Consider the following 18,642-nt stretch of genomic DNA (forward strand, 5'->3'; position numbering starts at 1 on the left):
ATGCTGCCGGATGACGACTTAACGTTTCATCCGGCGTTCCTTGCAAGCGGGAGGAAGCAATACCCTCCCCGGCATACTACTCTTCGCTATCGCCGCTGCTGGCGCGGCGAGGAGAGTCGATCTCGACACGATCGATACGCTGCAAACCGCGCATCAACGTACCGCGGCGTCCACGTTCGCCAGTGACTTTCTGTAGCTCTTCCGGACGCAGTTTAATTTTGCGTTTCCCAACATGAATGGTCAGCGTGCTTTGCGGCGGCAGAACGTACAGTTGCGCCAGACCATCTTCTCCACGCGCGGCTTCTGCCGATGGAATGTTGATAATCTTGTTGCCTTTGCCCTTCGACAGCTGCGGCAGATCGCTTACCGGGAACATCAACATACGGCCTGCCTGAGTGATTGCCAGCAGCATATCAGAAGCGTCCTCAATCACCACAGGCGGCATAACATGGGCATTTTCCGGTAAAGTGATTAAGGCCTTACCTGCACGGTTACGCGCCACCAGATCGTTAAAGGTGCAGACGAAACCGTAACCCGCATCGGAAGCCATCAACAGTTTCTGATCGTCGCTTTCCATCAGCATATGGTCAACGGTCGCCCCAGGCGGCAACGTCAATTTGCCGGTGAGCGGCTCGCCCTGACCACGTGCCGACGGCAGCGTAATCGGGTCGATAGCATAGCTACGACCGGTGGAGTCAACAAACACTACCGGTTGGTTGCTCTTACCTTTCACCGCTGCTTTGAAACTATCACCCGCTTTATAATTCAGGCCCGGCGCGTCGATGTCATGGCCTTTAGCGCTGCGTACCCAGCCCATCTGCGACAGCACAATGGTGACAGGTTCAGACGGCAACATGTCGTGCTCGCTCATCGCTTTCGCTTCTTCGCGTTCCTGCAACGGCGAACGACGATCGTCACCATAAGCTTGCGCGTCTGCCTGCAGTTCTTTCTTCAGCAGGTTATTCATTTTACGCTCGGACGCCAGAATGCCTTGCAACTGGTCGCGCTCTTTTTCCAGCTCACTCTGCTCACCGCGAATCTTCATCTCTTCCAGTTTGGCGAGATGACGCAGTTTCAGTTCGAGGATCGCTTCCGCCTGAGTTTCCGTGAGGCCAAAGCGCGACATCAGCGCCGGTTTCGGTTCATCTTCATTGCGAATGATCTCAATCACTTCGTCGATATTGAGAAACGCCACCAGCAAACCTTCCAGAATATGCAGGCGCTTGAGGACTTTCTCCAGACGATAGTTCAGTCGGCGGCGCACGGTATCGCGGCGGAACACCAGCCATTCGGAAAGGATTTCCAGCAGGTTTTTCACCGCCGGACGCCCATCCAGACCGATCATATTGAGGTTAATACGATAGCTCTTTTCCAGATCGGTGGTTGCGAAGAGGTGGTTCATCACCTGATCCATATCCACACGGTTGGAACGCGGCACAATCACCAGACGGGTCGGATTCTCGTGGTCAGATTCATCGCGCAGATCGTCAACCATCGGCAGCTTTTTGTTGCGCATTTGCGCAGCAATTTGCTCCAGTACACGCGCACCTGAAACCTGATGCGGCAATGCGCTGATAACCACCGCACCGTCTTCTTTCTTCCACACCGCGCGCATACGCACAGAACCGCGACCATTTTCGTAGATTTTACGGATCTCGGCACGCGAGGTGATGATTTCCGCTTCAGTCGGATAATCCGGCCCCTGCACGATATCCAGCAGCTGGTCGAGCGTGGTTTTCGGCTGGTCGATTAACGCGATTGCTGCCTGAGCCACTTCACGCAGGTTATGCGGTGGAATATCGGTCGCCATACCGACGGCAATACCGGTGGTGCCGTTAAGCAAAATGTTTGGCAGACGGGCAGGCAGCATTTTCGGCTCCTGCAAAGTGCCGTCGAAGTTTGGCACCCAGTCAGCCGTCCCCTGCCCCAGCTCGCTCAATAGCAGCTCGGAATATTTCGACAACCGGGATTCGGTGTAACGCATTGCTGCGAACGATTTCGGATCGTCCGGCGCGCCCCAGTTCCCCTGACCATCAACCAGCGGATAACGGTAAGAGAACGGCTGTGCCATCAGGACCATGGCTTCATAACAGGCGCTATCACCGTGCGGATGGTATTTACCCAGTACGTCACCGACGGTACGGGCCGATTTTTTAAATTTGGCGCTGGCATTTAGTCCCAGTTCAGACATCGCATACACAATGCGGCGCTGAACAGGTTTCAGACCATCACCAATAAACGGCAACGCACGGTCCATGATTACGTACATGGAGTAATTTAAGTAGGCGTTTTCCGTAAATTCATGTAGCGCAAGGCGCTCTGCCATATCGCTCATTAATTCTGATTCCTCAACTTATTCGCCAGCCTTCAAAGGGGCAATATTGCCGGAGATACTACATTATCTGCCGCGTCGAGTCACAGGAGATCAGCGTGAATAGCGCCGCCGGACGTGCTCCGACGGCGATAAAGGCACCAATGTGCCTTTATATACAACTCTTTGCTGTAGACATAATCCTGAGGATTATGCAGCGGAAAACCGCCAATGGCGGTTTCTGTGTGGAAGGACAAAATCCTGTGCCGTCAGAGTCTGAGCGGACAACATTACGCCTGTGGCATCGTTAACTTAAACTGATAGCGAGTGATTTGACTCACACTCCGGTAAAGATTCTTCATCACGCCAACGGCACATAAACATCCGTTTCCAGTCGCTGCTCTGTTACCCCTTCGGCAAGATTGGTGTAGTGAAACAGAATCGGTGCTTTACGCATTTTCTCGCCGCTTGCAGGCAGCCAGTGGCGAATGATGCCCCATACCGTATGTGAAATATCGTCCAGCTCGCCAACGTGGCGGGCCACGGCATAACGTCCACCGGTAAGTTCACCATTACTCACGCCATAACGATTATCGGGAATCGGTTCGTTAACGCTGCCGCAGATATCAAAGCGAAACGCTTCCGGTACGGTGGTGGCAGGGTCATCCCAGGCGACACCAAAAGTCTGGCTTTGGTTAACAGGAGAAAGCCCCGTTTCTTTACGCCACATGATAAATTTCGCCACGCTGTAGTTGAGCAATTCAGGGCTACAGCGATGTGGCAACATCGCCACAGGGATTGATGGGAAATCGATAATATTTACATCCAGTGTCAGGTTTTTCATTTTGCCTCCCTGCGAAATTATTCCCGGGAACGTGTCCCGGGAGCGCTAACAATTACGGATTTACTTTGCGGATCTGTTTGACGTCAATTTCAACAGAGTTCCAGTCTTTATCGACTTCACCCTGAATCTCAACGGTATCTTTCGGGGTCACCGTCACGCCGTTCCAGCGTTTGTGGTCGATATCAACATTGATAGTACCGCTGGCATCTTTGAACACGTAGAGATCGTCAGAGATACGTTCAACGATATTGCCGCGCAGGGTGACCCAAGTGTCATCACGCAGGGATTTTGCGCTTTCTACGGTCGTTACGCTGCCATTCGGCCCCTGGAATCCTCCGGCCTGACTTTGTGTTGCCGATGGACCAGAAAAACCGCCCTGCTCTGCTGCCATCACCGGTGCACTGCACAGGGCCATTACTGCGATTACTGCTGCGAATTTTTTCATGTTTATTACTCCCTTTAATGTCTGTTTTCGAGCATTTAACAAGATAGTCCTTAACAACTTCTTAAGGGAAAAAAATAAAATTTAGTGCTGTACAGAGCGCGTTACAACACGGTTTACTGGCAGCAAATATGGTTATCGCAGGGATGAAAAAATGCGAATTTTACTGATAGAAGATGACATGCTGATTGGCGACGGCATCAAAACGGGCCTTAGTAAAATGGGTTTTAGCGTCGACTGGTTTACACAAGGTCGTCAGGGAAAAGAGGCGCTATATAGCGTACCTTATGATGCGGTGATCCTGGATTTAACCTTACCGGGCATGGATGGTCGCGATATTTTGCGCGAATGGCGAGAAAAAGGTCAGCGTGAGCCGGTATTAATCCTGACTGCGCGCGATGCGCTGGCGGAACGTGTAGAAGGGCTGCGTCTGGGAGCTGACGATTATCTGTGTAAACCTTTTGCGTTGATAGAAGTCGCCGCCAGGCTGGAAGCTCTGATGCGCCGAACCAACGGCCAGGCCAGCAACGAGCTGCGCCACGGCAACGTCATGCTCGACCCCGGCAAACGTATCGCCACGCTGGCTGGCGAACCCTTAACGCTGAAACCAAAAGAATTTGCCCTGCTGGAATTACTGATGCGTAACGCTGGTCGGGTACTGCCGCGCAAACTTATTGAAGAGAAACTGTATACCTGGGACGAAGAGGTCACCAGTAATGCCGTTGAAGTGCATGTGCATCATCTGCGACGCAAACTCGGTAGTGATTTTATTCGTACCGTGCATGGTATTGGCTACACATTAGGTGAGAAATGAAATTTACCCAACGTCTTAGTCTGCGAGTCAGGCTGACGCTAATCTTTTTAATTCTGGCCTCGGTGACCTGGCTGCTTTCCAGCTTTGTCGCCTGGAAACAAACAACGGATAACGTCGATGAGTTGTTCGACACCCAACTGATGCTGTTTGCCAAACGGTTAAGTACGCTCGATCTCAACGAAATCAACGCGGCGGATCGCATGGCACAGACGCCAAATAAATTAAAACACGGTCATGTTGATGACGATGCGCTGACCTTTGCCATCTTTACCCACGACGGCAGAATGGTCCTTAACGATGGCGATAATGGAGAAGATATTCCTTATAGCTATCAACGGGAAGGTTTTGCTGACGGGCAACTGGTGGGCGATAAAGATCCCTGGCGTTTTGTCTGGATGACCTCACCAGATGGCAAATATCGCATCGTTGTTGGTCAGGAATGGGAATACCGTGAAGACATGGCGCTGGCGATTGTTGCCGGGCAATTGATCCCGTGGCTTGTCGCACTGCCGATTATGTTAATCATCATGATGGTACTACTGGGTCGTGAACTCGCGCCGCTGAACAAACTGGCGCTGGCACTACGTATGCGTGACCCTGACTCGGAAAAACCACTAAACGCGACGGGCGTACCCAGCGAAGTGCGTCCACTGGTTGAGTCGTTGAATCAACTGTTCGCCCGCACACATGCGATGATGGTTCGTGAACGACGCTTTACCTCCGACGCAGCTCACGAACTTCGTAGCCCGTTAACGGCGCTGAAAGTGCAAACCGAAGTTGCGCAGCTCTCTGACGATGATCCGCAGGCGCGGAAAAAAGCGCTGCTCCAATTACATTCCGGGATCGATCGTGCTACTCGTCTGGTTGATCAACTGCTCACGCTATCGCGGCTGGACTCACTGGATAACCTTCAGGACGTCGCGGAGATCCCGCTTGAAGATCTCCTGCAATCGTCGGTGATGGATATTTACCACACGGCGCAGCAAGCGAAAATTGACGTGCGACTGACACTCAATGCCCACGGCATCAAACGCACCGGACAACCGCTATTGCTAAGTTTGTTGGTGCGAAATTTGCTGGATAACGCCGTGCGCTACAGTCCACAAGGTAGCGTGGTGGACGTCACGCTGAATGCCGATAATTTCATCGTGAGGGATAACGGCCCCGGTGTGACACCAGAGGCACTAGCGAGAATTGGCGAACGCTTCTATCGCCCACCCGGACAAACCGCTACCGGCAGTGGACTTGGGCTTTCAATTGTCCAGCGAATCGCCAAGCTGCATGGCATGAATGTTGAGTTTGGGAATGCGGAACAAGGTGGATTTGAGGCGAAAGTAAGCTGGTAACTTCTCTGTCTATGAGAGCCGTTAAAACGACTCTCATAGATTTTATTAATAGCAAAATATAAACCGTCCCCAAAAAAGCCACCAACCACAAACCAAACAAATAACGAGCGAGATTACATATAACCAAAACTCAAAGATTTCTCGCACAAAGAGTTTTCTTAAGATAATAATAAGTGGCGTCAGAAGAAAAAATGCTGCAATCATTGTTTGCAATATACGATCTTCGCCTGAAACGGAAGGTATACTGCAAATATTGTCTCCCGACTCAAGCATCCAGTCATACTTATTGAATGCAAAAAAAGCATCTATTAACCAATAAGTAAGCATTATATATAACAGAGCTTCAAATATTGTTTGAATTTTATGCTTTAACATATGTTAGCACGCTCATAAAAATCCATTTATAATTATCAAAGTGACGCGTTGATATTTTCATTTTTACTTATCCAACGCCATATTTTTAATCTCCAAAAAACCGAACCAAACCTGTAAATTAATCCGGTGCGAGTAGGAATTATGAGGAATGGCTATCAGTATTGTCATTTTCAGAAAATATTTATCCTGCATCGGTGAATCGGAGCAAGATCAGACTTTTGCTAAATTCGCAAAAGACTTTGCACATTTTGCTAATTTCACCGTACCGCTCTGTGACGTACTATAGTCGGCAAACGTCTCACCTTGAGGTTAAAAAATGAGCAACATCCTGATTATCAACGGCGCGAAAAAATTCGCCCACTCCAATGGTCAACTGAACGACACCCTGACCGAAGTCGCGGATGGCACACTGCGCGACCTCGGGCATGATGTCCGCATCGTTCGCGCCGACAGCGACTACGATGTCAAAGCCGAAGTACAAAACTTTCTCTGGGCTGATGTGGTGATCTGGCAGATGCCAGGCTGGTGGATGGGCGCGCCGTGGACAGTGAAAAAATACATTGATGATGTATTCACCGAAGGTCACGGGACTCTGTATGCCAGCGATGGTCGTACCCGCAAAGATCCATCAAAAAAATACGGTTCCGGCGGCCTGGTACAAGGTAAAAAATATATGCTTTCCCTGACCTGGAACGCACCAATGGAAGCTTTCACCGAAAAAGATCAGTTCTTCCACGGGGTTGGCGTTGACGGTGTGTATCTACCATTCCATAAAGCAAACCAATTCCTTGGTATGGAACCGCTGCCGACATTTATCGCTAATGACGTGATAAAAATGCCTGATGTTCCCCGCTATACTGAAGAATATCGCAAGCATCTTGTGGAAATTTTTGGTTAACTAGAGCTCTGGCTTTAGAAGGAGTTAACCATGATTACAGTAATCGCAGAAATCCGTACTCGTCCTGGTCAACATCACCGTCAGGCAGTGTTGGATCAGTTTGCTAAAATCGTTCCAACCGTACTGAAAGAAGAAGGTTGCCACGGCTATGCGCCAATGGTGGATTGCGCTGCTGGCGTGAGTTTCCAGTCTATGGCACCGGATTCTATCGTGATGATTGAGCAGTGGGAAAGCATCGCGCATCTTGAAGCGCATCTGCAAACCCCGCACATGAAGGCGTACAGCGAAGCCGTAAAAGGCGACGTGCTGGAGATGAATATCCGTATTCTGCAGCCAGGGATTTAATCCTGCCTTGTTTGCCCGGCCATCCTGACCGGGCAATGTTCTTTCCTTTAAACCTCAATCTCCGCCATGTCGCCTTTCTCTTGCAACCAGTTACGGCGATCTTCCGAGCGTTTCTTCGCCAGTAGCATGTCCATCATCGCGTCAGTACGCTGATCGTCTTCATCATCGATAGTCAACTGCACCAGACGGCGAGTGTTCGGATCAAGCGTGGTTTCGCGCAATTGCATCGGGTTCATTTCCCCCAGACCTTTAAAACGCTGAACGTTCGGCTTGCCTTTCTTGCGTTTTAATTGCTCGAGCACGCCCTCTTTCTCTTCTTCTGTCAGCGCGTAGTAAACCTCTTTTCCAAGGTCAATACGGTAGAGCGGTGGCAGAGCAACGTAAACGTGACCGTGTTTCACCAACGCGCGGAAGTGTTTTACAAACAAAGCGCAAAGCAGCGTGGCAATGTGCAGACCATCGGAGTCAGCATCCGCCAGGATACAGATCTTGCCATAACGCAGTTGGCTAAGATCGTCGCTGTCAGGATCGATACCGATCGCTACCGAAATATCGTGCACTTCCTGCGAAGCAAGCACTTCATCAGAAGAGACTTCCCAGGTGTTAAGGATCTTACCTTTCAGCGGCATGATCGCCTGATATTCACGATCGCGCGCCTGCTTGGCAGATCCGCCTGCGGAATCACCTTCCACGAGAAACAGTTCGGTACGGTTAAGATCCTGCGCGGTACAGTCAGCCAGTTTGCCAGGCAGCGCCGGGCCGCTGGTCAACTTTTTACGCACCACTTTCTTGGCCGCACGCATACGGCGCTGGGCGCTGGAAATCGCCATCTCCGCCAGCAGTTCAGCCGCCTGAACGTTCTGGTTCAGCCACAAGGTGAAGGCATCTTTCACCACGCCAGAAACGAATGCCGCGCACTGACGCGAAGAGAGACGCTCTTTGGTTTGCCCGGCAAACTGCGGATCCTGCATTTTTACTGACAGCACATAGGCGCAGCGATCCCAGATATCTTCTGCCGACAGCTTCACGCCGCGCGGCAGAATGTTGCGGTATTCACAGAACTCGCGCATTGCGTCCAGCAGGCCCTGACGCAAACCGTTAACGTGCGTACCGCCCTGCATCGTAGGAATCAGGTTGACGTAGCTTTCGGTCAGCAGTTCTCCGCCTTCCGGTAGCCAAAGTAGCGCCCAGTCCACCGCTTCAGTATCGCCAGCGAAATTACCGATAAACGGTTTTTCCGGCAGCGTCGGTAAACCGTTTACCGCTTCCGCCAGGTAATCGTTCAGACCGTCCTGATAGCACCAGCGTTGTTCGGTGTTGTTGATCTCATCTTTAAAAGTGATCTCAACGCCCGGGCACAGTACCGCTTTGGCTTTCAGCACATGCGTCAGGCGTGAAACAGAGAAACGCGGGCTGTCAAAGAAGGCTTCATCCGGCCAGAAGTGCACGCTGGTACCGGTATTGCGTTTACCGCAAGTGCCCACAACCTGCAAATCCTGTACCTTTTCGCCATTTTCAAAGGCGATGTTATAGATCTGACCATCGCGGCGTACGTTAACTTCTACGCGCTTCGACAGGGCGTTAACCACCGAAATCCCCACGCCATGCAGGCCGCCAGAGAACTGGTAGTTTTTGTTAGAGAATTTACCACCCGCGTGCAAACGGCAAAGAATCAGTTCGACCGCCGGAACGCCTTCTTCAGGGTGAATATCCACCGGCATCCCGCGACCATCATCTATCACTTCTAACGACTGGTCAGCATGTAAAATAACGTCCACGCGTTTTGCGTGACCCGCCAGTGCTTCATCGACACTGTTATCAATGACTTCTTGCCCCAAATGGTTAGGGCGCGTGGTATCGGTATACATCCCCGGGCGGCGGCGAACCGGCTCAAGCCCGGTGAGTACCTCAATGGCATCAGCGTTATAAGTTTGCGTCATGGTTTAAGTTAGCAATTCGAGTTGATCGTCAGAGATGGTGCAGACCAAGAAAATCGACGATCGGGTTGAAATAATCTTCGAAGCCTGTGAATGCATGGTTGCCGCCTTCTATAACAGTCTGGCGGCAGGAAGCGTAGTACGCCACCGCCTGGCGGTAATCCAGCACTTCATCTCCCGTCTGTTGCAGCAGCCAGATCAAATCCGGCGCTTCCAGCGGGTCAATCTGCATGACTTTGAGATCGTAAATATGGCGTGACTCTAGCACATATTGCTGCCCGGTGTAGGGGTTCTCGTTCTGACCGAGATAGTCCGTCAACAGTTCAAACGGGCGCACCGCTGGGTTTACCACCACGGCGGGCAGCATAAAACATTGCGACAACCAGGTGGCGTAATATCCCCCCAGTGATGAACCGACGATCCCCAGCGAATCGCCGCCATGTTCCAGGACAATGGATTCCAGCAGTTCTGCCGCATCGGAAGGGTACGGCGGTAACTGCGGAATGATCATCTCAACGTCAGGGTGATGTTCCGCCAGCCAGTTTTTCACCAAACTCGCTTTTGCAGAGCGCGGCGAACTGTTGAAACCGTGTAAATAAAGAAGCGTCGACATCAGTAACCTTCTGAAGCGGTATCTGGTTGGAAACGGGAGTCTGCCAGGCGGTGCACCTCGGTGGTCAGCGTACCATCAGCATGTAACTCGAGCGTACGCCAGCCAGGCGCGATGGTGTCCAGCGTAAAGTTGGAACAATGCGGCTTAAACTGTACACAGGTCGATGGCGTTGCCAGCAGGCGGCGACCATTCCAGTCGAGATCCAGCTCCTGATGGATATGTCCACACAGCAAGTATTTAACGTTCGGAAACTTCGCCAGCACGTTATCCAGTTCGCCCGCGTTACGCAGACTGTGTTGGTCGAGCCAGCTACAACCCGCAGGTAGCGGATGATGGTGCAGCAGCAGCAACGTATGGCGTTCTGGCGCATCGGCCAGTTTACGTTCCAGCCACTCAAGCTGAAACTCGCTCAGCTCACCGTGCGGCACGCCAAACACCTGGCTATCCAGCAACAGGATTTGCCATTGCTCACCAATAAACACCCGCTTCGCCGGGGAGATCCCCGCATCCTGTAGCGCGCTGTACATCGCAGGCTGAAAATCGTGGTTGCCCGGCAGCCAGACGCAGGGCGCACGAAAACTTGCGATGCCTTCAGCGAAATGCTGATAGGCCGCAGAGGATTGATCCTGCGCTAAATCACCGGTCGCGACAATCAGGTCGAATTCGTGCTGGTGTGGACGAATCGCCTCCAGCACCGCCTGGTAGCTTTCCCAGGTATTTACCCCCAACAGGGCTTCGTGCTTTTGCGCAAACAGGTGAGTGTCGGTAATTTGTAAAATCCTGACTCTGGCCTCACCAGCCAGAGGAAGGGTTAACAGGCTTTCCAAATGGTGTCCTTAGGTTTCACGACGCTAATAAACCGGAATCGCCATCGCTCCATGTGCTAAACAGTATCGCAACCAGTCCGCTAAAAACTGGTTAATTTGATGCTTTTCGTCGCGTTGATGCAACTTTTTATTAGGATAATCATACCGCGCTTTGAAGCGAAAAATCTGCTGACTTGAACACACTTCAGCCACCATCGCGTCATGATACAGACGCACCGTCATTGACGGAAGGCTCCAGTAACTGATCGCGGGCGCAGTCTGTTCGATTGTCACCAGGGTAGTGTATCGGGTCGATTCCACAATCGTTAGCCGATATTGTGCGTTTGCCACCTGATAGCTTACAGTTTCGCCGGGTGCGTCATTGCGCGGTAACAAACGCCGCAATTGTGAAAAGTTCATCTCGCACAGGCGCATCATTTCAGGAAAGTCAGGTGTGTAACGCTTCATTTATGCCCACTCATTTTTTAACGCTTGATGATGCAGCTGCAGCCATTGCAAAGCGATGACCGACGCTGCGTTGTCGATTTTCCCCTCTTCTACCCATTGGTATGCCTGTTCCCGGCTTACCACATGAACGCGAATATCTTCGTTTTCATCAGCCAGACCGTGAATACCGCTTGCGGTCGTGGCGTCCACTTCGCCCACCATAATTGACGAACGCTCACTGGTGCCCCCAGGGCTTGCCAGGAAACTTAACACCGGTTTGGTCCGTTTGACTATCAGTCCCGCCTCTTCAATCGCTTCGCGACGGGCGACATCTTCCACACTTTCACCCTCTTCAATCATCCCGGCCACCATCTCCAGTAGCCAGGGGGTTTCGCTGGTGTCATACGCGGCAATCCGAATCTGCTCAATCAGCACAACTTCATCGCGCACTGGGTCAAAGGGTAGCAAGACTGCGGCGTGACCGCGCTCAAAAATTTCCCGCCGTACCTCACGACTCATTTGCCCGTTGAATAGACGATGACGAAATCTATAAAGATCTAATGAAAAAAAGCCGCGATAAAGTGTTTCTCGTGCAATAATTTCAACATCGTTTTTGCCAAAAGTAACGGGCAGGTTGTCTGGCTTAAGCATTGTTAATGTCCTGGCACTAATAGTGAATTAAATGTGAATTTCAGCGACGTTTGACTGCCGTTTGAGCAGTCATGTGTTAAATTGAGGCACATTAACGCCCTATGGCACGTAACGCCAACCTTTTGCGGTAGCGGCTTCTGCTAGAATCCGCAATAATTTTACAGTTTGATCGCGCTAAATACTGCTTCACCACAAGGAATGCAAATGAAGAAATTGCTCCCCATTCTTATCGGCCTGAGCCTTTCTGGGTTCAGTACGTTGAGCCAGGCCGAGAACCTGATGCAAGTTTATCAGCAAGCACGCCTTAGTAACCCGGAATTGCGTAAGTCTGCCGCCGATCGTGATGCTGCCTTTGAAAAAATTAATGAAGCGCGCAGTCCATTACTGCCACAGCTAGGTTTAGGTGCAGATTACACCTATAGCAATGGCTACCGCGACGCGAACGGCATCAACTCTAACGCGACCAGTGCGTCCCTGCAGTTAACTCAATCCATTTTTGATATGTCGAAATGGCGTGCGTTAACGCTACAGGAAAAAGCAGCGGGTATTCAGGACGTCACGTATCAGACCGATCAACAAACCTTGATCCTCAACACCGCGACTGCTTATTTCAACGTGTTGAATGCCATTGATGTTCTTTCCTATACGCAGGCGCAAAAAGAAGCGATCTACCGTCAGTTAGATCAGACCACTCAACGTTTTAACGTGGGCCTGGTGGCGATCACCGACGTGCAGAACGCCCGTGCACAGTACGATACCGTGCTGGCGAATGAAGTGACCGCACGTAATAACCTCGATAACGCGGTAGAGCAACTGCGTCAGATCACCGGTAATTACTATCCGGAACTGGCGGCACTGAATGTCGATAACTTTAAAACCGACAAACCGCAGCCGGTTAACGCGCTGCTGAAAGAAGCCGAAAAACGCAACCTGTCGCTGTTACAGGCACGCTTGAGCCAGGACCTGGCGCGCGAGCAAATTCGCCAGGCGCAGGATGGTCACTTACCGACTCTGGATTTAACGGCTTCTACCGGGATTTCTGACACCTCATATAGCGGTTCGAAAACTCGTGGTGCCGCTGGTACCCAGTATGACGATAGCAATATGGGACAGAACAAAGTTGGCCTGAGCTTCTCGCTGCCGATTTATCAGGGCGGAATGGTTAACTCGCAGGTGAAACAGGCACAGTACAACTTTGTTGGTGCCAGTGAGCAACTGGAAAGCGCCCATCGTAGCGTCGTGCAAACCGTGCGTTCCTCCTTCAACAACATTAATGCTTCTATCAGCAGCATTAACGCCTACAAACAAGCCGTAGTTTCCGCTCAAAGCTCATTAGACGCGATGGAAGCGGGCTACTCGGTCGGTACGCGTACCATTGTTGATGTGCTGGATGCCACCACCACGCTGTACAACGCCAAGCAAGAGCTGGCGAATGCGCGTTATAACTACCTGATTAACCAGTTGAATATTAAATCAGCTCTGGGTACGTTGAACGAGCAGGATCTGCTGGCACTGAACAATGCGCTGAGCAAACCGGTTTCCACTAATCCAGAAAACGTTGCGCCGCAAACGCCAGAACAAAATGCTATTGCTGATGGTTATGCACCAGATAGCCCGGCCCCAGCCGTTCAGCAAGCATCCGCACGCACGACTACCAGTAACGGTCATAACCCTTTCCGTAACTGATGCTGACGACGGGGCTTCGGCCCCGTCTGAACGTAAGGCAACGTAAAGATACGGGTTATCTGCCGCATTCTTCCCCCTTCCCGCTTCAATTTCGACCAGCCATCCTCTATTCTGATGGGTATTTACCACTGGTCCCGGAAGACAAAAATGAAACGGACAAAATCCATACGCCACGCATCGTTCCGCAAAAACTGGAGCGCACGCCATCTGACACCTGTCGCTCTTGCTGTTGCCACTGTTTTTATGCTGGCAGGCTGTGAAAAGAGTGATGAGACAGTGTCTCTGTATCAAAATGCTGATGACTGCTCAGCCGCAAACCCAGGCAAAAGCGCAGAATGTACCACTGCGTATAACAATGCGCTGAAAGAAGCCGAACGTACTGCGCCGAAATACGCCACACGTGAAGACTGTGTTGCCGAATTTGGTGAAGGTCAGTGCCAGCAGGCACCAGCCCAGGCTGGCATGGCACCTGAAAATCAGGCGCAAGCCCAGCAATCCAGCGGAAGTTTCTGGATGCCACTGATGGCAGGTTACATGATGGGACGTCTGATGGGCGGCGGCGCGGGCTTTGCACAACAACCGCTGTTCTCCTCGAAAAACCCAGCCAGCCCGGCTTACGGTAAATATACTGATGCCACCGGTAAAAACTATGGCGCAGCTCAGCCAGGCCGCACCATGACCGTACCGAAGACGGCAATGGCACCAAAACCGGCGACCACCACTACTGTTACCCGTGGCGGTTTTGGTGAATCTGTTGCCAAACAAAGCACTATGCAGCGTAGCGCAACCGGCACCTCTTCTCGTTCAATGGGTGGCTGATACCGATGGAAAGAGTCAGTATTACCGAGCGCCCGGACTGGCGCGAAAAAGCCCACGAATACGGTTTCAATTTTCACACCATGTACGGAGAGCCGTACTGGTGTGAAGATGCTTACTACAAGTTGACCCTCGCCCAGGTTGAAAAGCTGGAAGAAGTCACCGCCGAACTGCACCAGATGTGCCTGAAAGTGGTGGAAAAAGTGATCGCCAGCGATGAGCTGATGACTAAATTCCGCATTCCAAAACATACCTGGAGTTTTGTGCGCCAGTCATGGCTGACTCACCAGCCGTCGCTTTATTCGCGTCTCGATCTGGCGTGGGATGGCACTGGCGAACCTAAACTTCTGGAAAATAACGCCGATACGCCAACGTCACTGTATGAAGCCGCATTCTTTCAGTGGATCTGGCTGGAAGATCAGCTTAACGCGGGCAACCTGCCGGAAGGCAGCGACCAGTTTAACAGTCTGCAAGAGAAGCTGATCGATCGCTTTGTCGAGCTGCGTGAACAGTATGGCTTCCAGTTGCTGCATCTCACCTGCTGTCGCGACACGGTGGAAGATCGCGGAACCATTCAGTATTTGCAGGACTGCGCGACAGAAGCTGAAATCGCTACTGAATTCCTCTACATCGACGATATCGGTTTAGGCGAAAAAGGTCAGTTCACGGATTTACAGGATCAGGTGATTTCTAACCTGTTCAAGCTGTATCCGTGGGAATTTATGCTGCGTGAGATGTTCTCCACCAAGCTGGAGGATGCAGGCGTACGCTGGCTGGAACCGGCGTGGAAGAGCATTATCTCCAACAAAGCGCTTCTGCCGCTACTGTGGGAGATGTTCCCGAATCACCCGAACCTGCTGCCCGCTTATTTTGCGGAAGATGATCATCCGCAAATGGAAAAATATGTGGTTAAACCGATCTTCTCCCGTGAAGGCGCAAACGTGTCGATCATTGAGAACGGCAAAACCATTGAAGCAGCGGAAGGTCCGTATGGCGAAGAAGGGATGATTGTTCAGCAATTCCACCCGTTACCGAAATTCGGCGATAGCTATATGCTGATTGGTAGCTGGCTGGTGAACGATCAACCTGCCGGAATTGGCATTCGTGAAGACCGTGCATTGATCACCCAGGATATGTCTCGGTTTTATCCACATATTTTTGTTGAATAAGCCATGATACCGGATGGCACTCGCCATCCGGTAATTATTAGCCTATCTGCACCGACAACATACTTAAACTGCCCATTTCTATACCATCGACCGGAATGGTAATTGGCTCCTGCCCATCCCACGCACCTAAGACATACAACAACGGCAGATAGTGCTCTGGCGTTGGGTTCGATAACGCGCCACCTTCATGGTCGAGATAATTCACCAGAGGATGCTGCTCTACCGGTCCTTGCCACGTCAGATTCGCTTTCACATACTCATTAAATGACGTCGCCCACGGATACGGTGAACTATCACCGTGCCACTTCACCGTACGCAGGTTATGCACCACGTTACCGCTGGCGACCAACATTATTCCTTCGTCTCGCAGAGCCGCCAGTTTACGCCCCATCTCAAAGTGCCAGGCGGCAGGTTTGGTACTGTCGATACTCAACTGCACCATCGGGATATCGGCGTCAGGATACATCTTAATCAGCACGCCCCAGGAACCGTGGTCAAAGCCCCAGGCTTCTTTATCCAGCGTCACAGGGACCGGCGCTAACAGCTCAACCAGACGCTGTGCCAGCGCAGGCGAACCCGGAGCAGGATAATGGGTGTCGTACAGCGCCTGCGGAAAACCGCCAAAATCATGAATCGTGGGCGGCGTCTCCATCGCGGTCACTCCTGTTCCACGGGTAAACCAGTGAGCCGAAACCACCACAATCGCTTGCGGGCGTGGCAATGTCATCCCCAACTTCTGCCAGCTGCGGGTATACAAATTATCTTCCAGCACGTTCATCGGACTACCGTGACCTAAAAACAATGCTGGCATACGTGTTGAAGACATGATGATATCCTTAACTAAAGGTGTCATTTTGATATCCTCACAATACGCTTGTTCGGCGGAGTAAGAACCCGGATAACAATGATGATGATCATCAGTTATTTTGACGATCTGCCTGAAGGTAAAGATTTATAAGGAGTTGTCGATGTCAGTACCTCTCATTCTGACCATACTGGCGGGGGCAGCCACGTTTATTGGCGCGTTTCTCGGCGTTCTCGGACAAAAACCCTCGAACCGCTTACTGGCGTTTTCGCTAGGATTTGCGGCGGGGATCATGTTGCTCATCTCATTAATGGAAATGCTTCCTGCCGCATTAGCCGCCGAAGGAATGTCGCCTGTGCTGGGTTATGGAATGTTTATCTTCGGTCTGCTTGGCTATTTTGGTCTGGACCGCATGTTGCCACATGCACATCCGCAGGATTTAATGCAAAAATCGGTGCAGCCGTTGCCAAAATCGATCAAGCGCACAGCCATTCTGCTCACTCTCGGCATCAGTCTGCATAACTTCCCGGAAGGCATTGCCACCTTTGTCACGGCGAGCAGTAACCTGGAGCTGGGCTTTGGCATCGCGCTGGCTGTTGCATTGCATAATATTCCTGAAGGTCTGGCAGTTGCGGGGCCGGTTTACGCGGCAACGGGGTCAAAACGCACCGCAATTTTGTGGGCGGGCATTTCTGGGCTGGCAGAAATTCTTGGTGGTGTGCTGGCGTGGTTAATCCTCGGTAGCATGATTTCTCCGGTGGTCATGGCGGCAATCATGGCGGCGGTTGCAGGAATTATGGTGGCGCTCTCGGTTGATGAATTAATGCCGCTAGCTAAAGAGATTGACCCCAATAATAACCCCAGCTATGGCGTGCTATGTGGAATGTCAGTGATGGGATTCAGTTTAGTGCTGTTACAAACGGCGGGAATTGGTTAAAGACGATTATGACAGATGTTGCCCATTGCTAAAGGCAACATCTGTATCGTTATTAAAGGTATTATTGATGCTTTTCAAATACGTCTTTATCGAAGCGTTTATCTAATTTACTTTGAGCAGCTAACAGCGCATCTCTGTCATGACGAAAAGCTTTACAGTAACGTTTAAGATGAAGAAAATAGCCACCAGCTAGTAGAACAATTAATACAATCCAGTACCAGGCAATAAACATCCTTTTCACCTTCATAATTTAACATTACTAAACATTTAGCATTAAAATTTCACATATCCATCGTTGAATATATTCATATACTCGCATAATTGTGGATCAAGTATATGATTTCGATCATAGTAAGTGTTGTATTATACACCATAGTCGATTAAAAAAGAAACAACCAAGACTATTAATGCATCCTATTCCCGGATGGAACATCACTAATTAATATTAACAAGCACCATCAGATATATATTATATCTTCGTGATTATTACGTTCCTACTCGTTATAATAATTATACTCTACCACCTTACAATATCAGAAGTAAACTTTTGTCAAAAGGTGGTCATTTTTTCACCGCGACCCATACAAAAAATGAATCATACATAACGAAATTCAACAAATGTCTAGATATATGCATCAAAATATATAACTAAAATATATATTTTAAGTTTTACTTAATCAGTATTAAATATTAATAACAAGACAAATTATCTCTGATTATGGTAATGTCCATAGCGGAATTAATATTAGATTCAAACCTATATTTTCCTCATCCATAGCTCTTCCTATTTATAAAGGATTAAGTCATGTTAAAAAAAACATTATTATCTATATTCGCAACCACACTATTATCTGGCGTTGCATTTAACGCGCTTGCTGATGACCCTAATCAGGGTTCCGGTAAAATAACGTTTAAGGGTGAAGTTATCGATGCACCTTGCTCTATTGCTCCTGGTGATGAAGATCAAACAATAAATCTCGGTGAGGTTGCTGATACTGTATTAAAAAGCGGACAGAAATCTCTGCCTGTAGATGTCACCATTCATTTGCAGGATTGTATTTTATCTGACGGCACTAACACTGTTGATAAAGTCAAAATCACCTTTAGCTCTGCCAGCGTTGACACTACCGACTCCAACCTGCTTAAAAACACACAGGAAGGTAACATCGGCGGCGCAACTGATGTAGGAGTACGTCTGGTGAAATCAGACAATACCAACGTGACTCTTGGTACCCCCATCACCATCGACTTCCCGACAACTAATTCCTACCAGGAGTTGAACTTTAAAGCCCGTATGGAATCTCTGGGACGCACCGCGACCCCGGGTAATGTGCAGGCACAGGCTAATTACGTACTCGACTACAAGTAATCGGCAATTAATACCTACACAACACCAGGCG

20 protein-coding genes and 1 pseudogene are annotated in these 18,642 nt (G+C 50.3%); 9 read left to right on the plus strand and 12 right to left on the minus strand.

Annotated features, from left to right (window positions below; translation table 11 throughout):
• Positions 1-76: 76 nt before the first annotated feature.
• From parC to ygiW, 4 genes and pseudogenes are all read right to left on the minus strand, one after another.
• Positions 77-2,335, minus strand: coding sequence for a DNA topoisomerase IV subunit A (gene parC, locus AACU19_RS17260; protein WP_001281881.1), 2,259 nt, complete (start codon positions 2,333-2,335; stop codon positions 77-79).
• A 140-nt stretch (positions 2,336-2,475) separates the two neighbouring features.
• Positions 2,476-2,544 (minus strand): annotated as a pseudogene (locus AACU19_RS23770) (hypothetical protein); the annotation flags it as partial.
• Between the two features lie 128 nt (positions 2,545-2,672).
• Positions 2,673-3,155, minus strand: coding sequence for an AraC family transcriptional regulator (locus tag AACU19_RS17265; RefSeq protein ID WP_000793821.1), 483 nt, complete (start codon positions 3,153-3,155; stop codon positions 2,673-2,675).
• Between the two features lie 52 nt (positions 3,156-3,207).
• Entirely contained in the window at positions 3,208-3,600 is a 393-nt protein-coding gene (gene ygiW / locus AACU19_RS17270; protein WP_000712658.1) for an OB fold stress tolerance protein YgiW, read from the minus strand.
• 151 nt (positions 3,601-3,751) lie between these two features.
• Here ygiW and qseB point away from each other — a divergent pair, with 151 nt between their 5' ends.
• A complete protein-coding gene (gene qseB, locus AACU19_RS17275; RefSeq protein ID WP_032208132.1) occupies positions 3,752-4,411 on the plus strand; it encodes a quorum sensing response regulator transcription factor QseB in 660 nt (219 codons plus the stop codon).
• Positions 4,408-5,757 carry a quorum sensing histidine kinase QseC gene (qseC, locus tag AACU19_RS17280; RefSeq protein WP_000673345.1) on the plus strand — a complete coding sequence of 450 codons (1,350 nt, stop codon included), beginning with the start codon at positions 4,408-4,410 and terminating at the stop codon, positions 5,755-5,757. The genes qseB and qseC overlap by 4 nt, the downstream gene beginning before the upstream one ends.
• Positions 5,758-5,802: 45 nt before the next feature.
• Here the strand turns inward: qseC and AACU19_RS17285 are convergent, their stop codons facing one another.
• Positions 5,803-6,132 (minus strand): DUF2645 family protein, encoded by a 330-nt coding sequence (locus AACU19_RS17285; RefSeq protein WP_105278337.1) that lies wholly within the window; start codon positions 6,130-6,132, stop codon positions 5,803-5,805.
• A 316-nt stretch (positions 6,133-6,448) separates the two neighbouring features.
• Between AACU19_RS17285 and mdaB the strand changes: the two genes are divergently transcribed.
• Both mdaB and AACU19_RS17295 read left to right on the plus strand, forming a co-directional pair.
• Complete coding sequence (gene mdaB, locus AACU19_RS17290; protein ID WP_000065430.1) at positions 6,449-7,030, plus strand: NADPH:quinone oxidoreductase MdaB; 582 nt, start codon at positions 6,449-6,451, stop codon at positions 7,028-7,030.
• 30 nt (positions 7,031-7,060) lie between these two features.
• Positions 7,061-7,375 carry a putative quinol monooxygenase gene (locus AACU19_RS17295; protein ID WP_000633737.1) on the plus strand — a complete coding sequence of 105 codons (315 nt, stop codon included), beginning with the start codon at positions 7,061-7,063 and terminating at the stop codon, positions 7,373-7,375.
• Positions 7,376-7,422: 47 nt separating this feature from the next.
• Here AACU19_RS17295 and parE read toward each other — a convergent pair whose 3' ends face one another.
• From parE to nudF, 5 genes are read right to left on the minus strand one after another with little or no spacing between them, the layout of a single operon-like run.
• The gene (gene parE / locus AACU19_RS17300; protein ID WP_000195270.1) at positions 7,423-9,315 is read right to left on the minus strand and encodes a DNA topoisomerase IV subunit B; all 1,893 of its coding nucleotides are present in this window, start codon (positions 9,313-9,315) and stop codon (positions 7,423-7,425) included.
• 28 nt (positions 9,316-9,343) lie between these two features.
• Positions 9,344-9,925, minus strand: a complete 582-nt coding sequence (gene yqiA / locus AACU19_RS17305; protein WP_105278338.1) for an esterase YqiA — start codon at positions 9,923-9,925, stop codon at positions 9,344-9,346.
• Positions 9,925-10,752: a 3',5'-cyclic-AMP phosphodiesterase gene (gene cpdA / locus AACU19_RS17310; RefSeq protein WP_105276767.1), complete on the minus strand. Its 828-nt coding sequence runs from the start codon at positions 10,750-10,752 to the stop codon at positions 9,925-9,927. Before cpdA ends, yqiA begins: the two co-directional genes overlap by 1 nt.
• A 24-nt stretch (positions 10,753-10,776) precedes the next feature.
• A complete protein-coding gene (locus tag AACU19_RS17315; RefSeq protein WP_000833393.1) occupies positions 10,777-11,199 on the minus strand; it encodes a DUF1249 family protein in 423 nt (140 codons plus the stop codon).
• Positions 11,200-11,829 carry an ADP-ribose diphosphatase gene (nudF, locus tag AACU19_RS17320; protein WP_000917127.1) on the minus strand — a complete coding sequence of 210 codons (630 nt, stop codon included), beginning with the start codon at positions 11,827-11,829 and terminating at the stop codon, positions 11,200-11,202. It lies immediately after the preceding gene.
• A 204-nt stretch (positions 11,830-12,033) separates the two neighbouring features.
• Here nudF and tolC point away from each other — a divergent pair, with 204 nt between their 5' ends.
• From tolC to AACU19_RS17335, 3 genes are all read left to right on the plus strand, one after another.
• Positions 12,034-13,515 carry an outer membrane channel protein TolC gene (gene tolC, locus AACU19_RS17325; RefSeq protein WP_000735298.1) on the plus strand — a complete coding sequence of 494 codons (1,482 nt, stop codon included), beginning with the start codon at positions 12,034-12,036 and terminating at the stop codon, positions 13,513-13,515.
• A gap of 147 nt (positions 13,516-13,662) precedes the next feature.
• A complete protein-coding gene (locus tag AACU19_RS17330; RefSeq protein WP_000831543.1) occupies positions 13,663-14,334 on the plus strand; it encodes a DUF1190 family protein in 672 nt (223 codons plus the stop codon).
• 5 nt (positions 14,335-14,339) lie between these two features.
• Positions 14,340-15,500, plus strand: coding sequence for a glutathionylspermidine synthase family protein (locus AACU19_RS17335; RefSeq protein ID WP_000442860.1), 1,161 nt, complete (start codon positions 14,340-14,342; stop codon positions 15,498-15,500).
• Between the two features lie 37 nt (positions 15,501-15,537).
• Here AACU19_RS17335 and ygiD read toward each other — a convergent pair whose 3' ends face one another.
• On the minus strand, positions 15,538-16,326 hold the full coding sequence (ygiD, locus tag AACU19_RS17340; RefSeq protein WP_105278339.1) for a 4,5-DOPA dioxygenase extradiol: 789 nt from the start codon (positions 16,324-16,326) through the stop codon (positions 15,538-15,540).
• A 142-nt stretch (positions 16,327-16,468) separates the two neighbouring features.
• Between ygiD and zupT the strand changes: the two genes are divergently transcribed.
• Positions 16,469-17,242, plus strand: a complete 774-nt coding sequence (zupT, locus tag AACU19_RS17345) for a zinc transporter ZupT (RefSeq protein WP_001295627.1) — start codon at positions 16,469-16,471, stop codon at positions 17,240-17,242.
• A gap of 61 nt (positions 17,243-17,303) precedes the next feature.
• Here zupT and AACU19_RS17350 read toward each other — a convergent pair whose 3' ends face one another.
• Positions 17,304-17,474 (minus strand): hypothetical protein, encoded by a 171-nt coding sequence (locus AACU19_RS17350; protein WP_001354975.1) that lies wholly within the window; start codon positions 17,472-17,474, stop codon positions 17,304-17,306.
• Between the two features lie 573 nt (positions 17,475-18,047).
• On the opposite strand from AACU19_RS17350, the gene AACU19_RS17355 reads away from it, so the two are divergent.
• Positions 18,048-18,611, plus strand: coding sequence for a fimbrial-like protein (locus AACU19_RS17355; RefSeq protein ID WP_000915005.1), 564 nt, complete (start codon positions 18,048-18,050; stop codon positions 18,609-18,611).
• The last annotated feature ends 31 nt before the right edge of the window (positions 18,612-18,642 follow it).

Source organism: Escherichia sp. MOD1-EC4550, assembly GCF_963876935.1.
Taxonomy (GTDB): Bacteria; Pseudomonadota; Gammaproteobacteria; order Enterobacterales; family Enterobacteriaceae; genus Escherichia; species Escherichia coli_F.

Excerpts from the sequence above, each read along its gene's own strand:
- parC (WP_001281881.1), bottom strand. The coding sequence starts at position 2,335 with ATGAGCGATATGGCAGAGCGCCTTGCGCTACATGAATTTACGGAAAAC.
- mdaB (WP_000065430.1), top strand. The coding sequence starts at position 6,449 with ATGAGCAACATCCTGATTATCAACGGCGCGAAAAAATTCGCCCACTCC.
- parE (WP_000195270.1), bottom strand. The coding sequence starts at position 9,315 with ATGACGCAAACTTATAACGCTGATGCCATTGAGGTACTCACCGGGCTT.
- nudF (WP_000917127.1), bottom strand. The coding sequence starts at position 11,829 with ATGCTTAAGCCAGACAACCTGCCCGTTACTTTTGGCAAAAACGATGTT.
- AACU19_RS17315 (WP_000833393.1), bottom strand. The coding sequence starts at position 11,199 with ATGAAGCGTTACACACCTGACTTTCCTGAAATGATGCGCCTGTGCGAG.
- AACU19_RS17350 (WP_001354975.1), bottom strand. The coding sequence starts at position 17,474 with ATGTTTATTGCCTGGTACTGGATTGTATTAATTGTTCTACTAGCTGGT.
- AACU19_RS17330 (WP_000831543.1), top strand. The coding sequence starts at position 13,663 with ATGAAACGGACAAAATCCATACGCCACGCATCGTTCCGCAAAAACTGG.
- ygiW (WP_000712658.1), bottom strand. The coding sequence starts at position 3,600 with ATGAAAAAATTCGCAGCAGTAATCGCAGTAATGGCCCTGTGCAGTGCA.
- AACU19_RS17285 (WP_105278337.1), bottom strand. The coding sequence starts at position 6,132 with ATGTTAAAGCATAAAATTCAAACAATATTTGAAGCTCTGTTATATATA.
- qseC (WP_000673345.1), top strand. The coding sequence starts at position 4,408 with ATGAAATTTACCCAACGTCTTAGTCTGCGAGTCAGGCTGACGCTAATC.
- ygiD (WP_105278339.1), bottom strand. The coding sequence starts at position 16,326 with ATGTCTTCAACACGTATGCCAGCATTGTTTTTAGGTCACGGTAGTCCG.
- AACU19_RS17335 (WP_000442860.1), top strand. The coding sequence starts at position 14,340 with ATGGAAAGAGTCAGTATTACCGAGCGCCCGGACTGGCGCGAAAAAGCC.
- yqiA (WP_105278338.1), bottom strand. The coding sequence starts at position 9,925 with ATGTCGACGCTTCTTTATTTACACGGTTTCAACAGTTCGCCGCGCTCT.
- tolC (WP_000735298.1), top strand. The coding sequence starts at position 12,034 with ATGAAGAAATTGCTCCCCATTCTTATCGGCCTGAGCCTTTCTGGGTTC.
- zupT (WP_001295627.1), top strand. The coding sequence starts at position 16,469 with ATGTCAGTACCTCTCATTCTGACCATACTGGCGGGGGCAGCCACGTTT.
- AACU19_RS17355 (WP_000915005.1), top strand. The coding sequence starts at position 18,048 with ATGTTAAAAAAAACATTATTATCTATATTCGCAACCACACTATTATCT.
- AACU19_RS17295 (WP_000633737.1), top strand. The coding sequence starts at position 7,061 with ATGATTACAGTAATCGCAGAAATCCGTACTCGTCCTGGTCAACATCAC.
- AACU19_RS17265 (WP_000793821.1), bottom strand. The coding sequence starts at position 3,155 with ATGAAAAACCTGACACTGGATGTAAATATTATCGATTTCCCATCAATC.
- qseB (WP_032208132.1), top strand. The coding sequence starts at position 3,752 with ATGCGAATTTTACTGATAGAAGATGACATGCTGATTGGCGACGGCATC.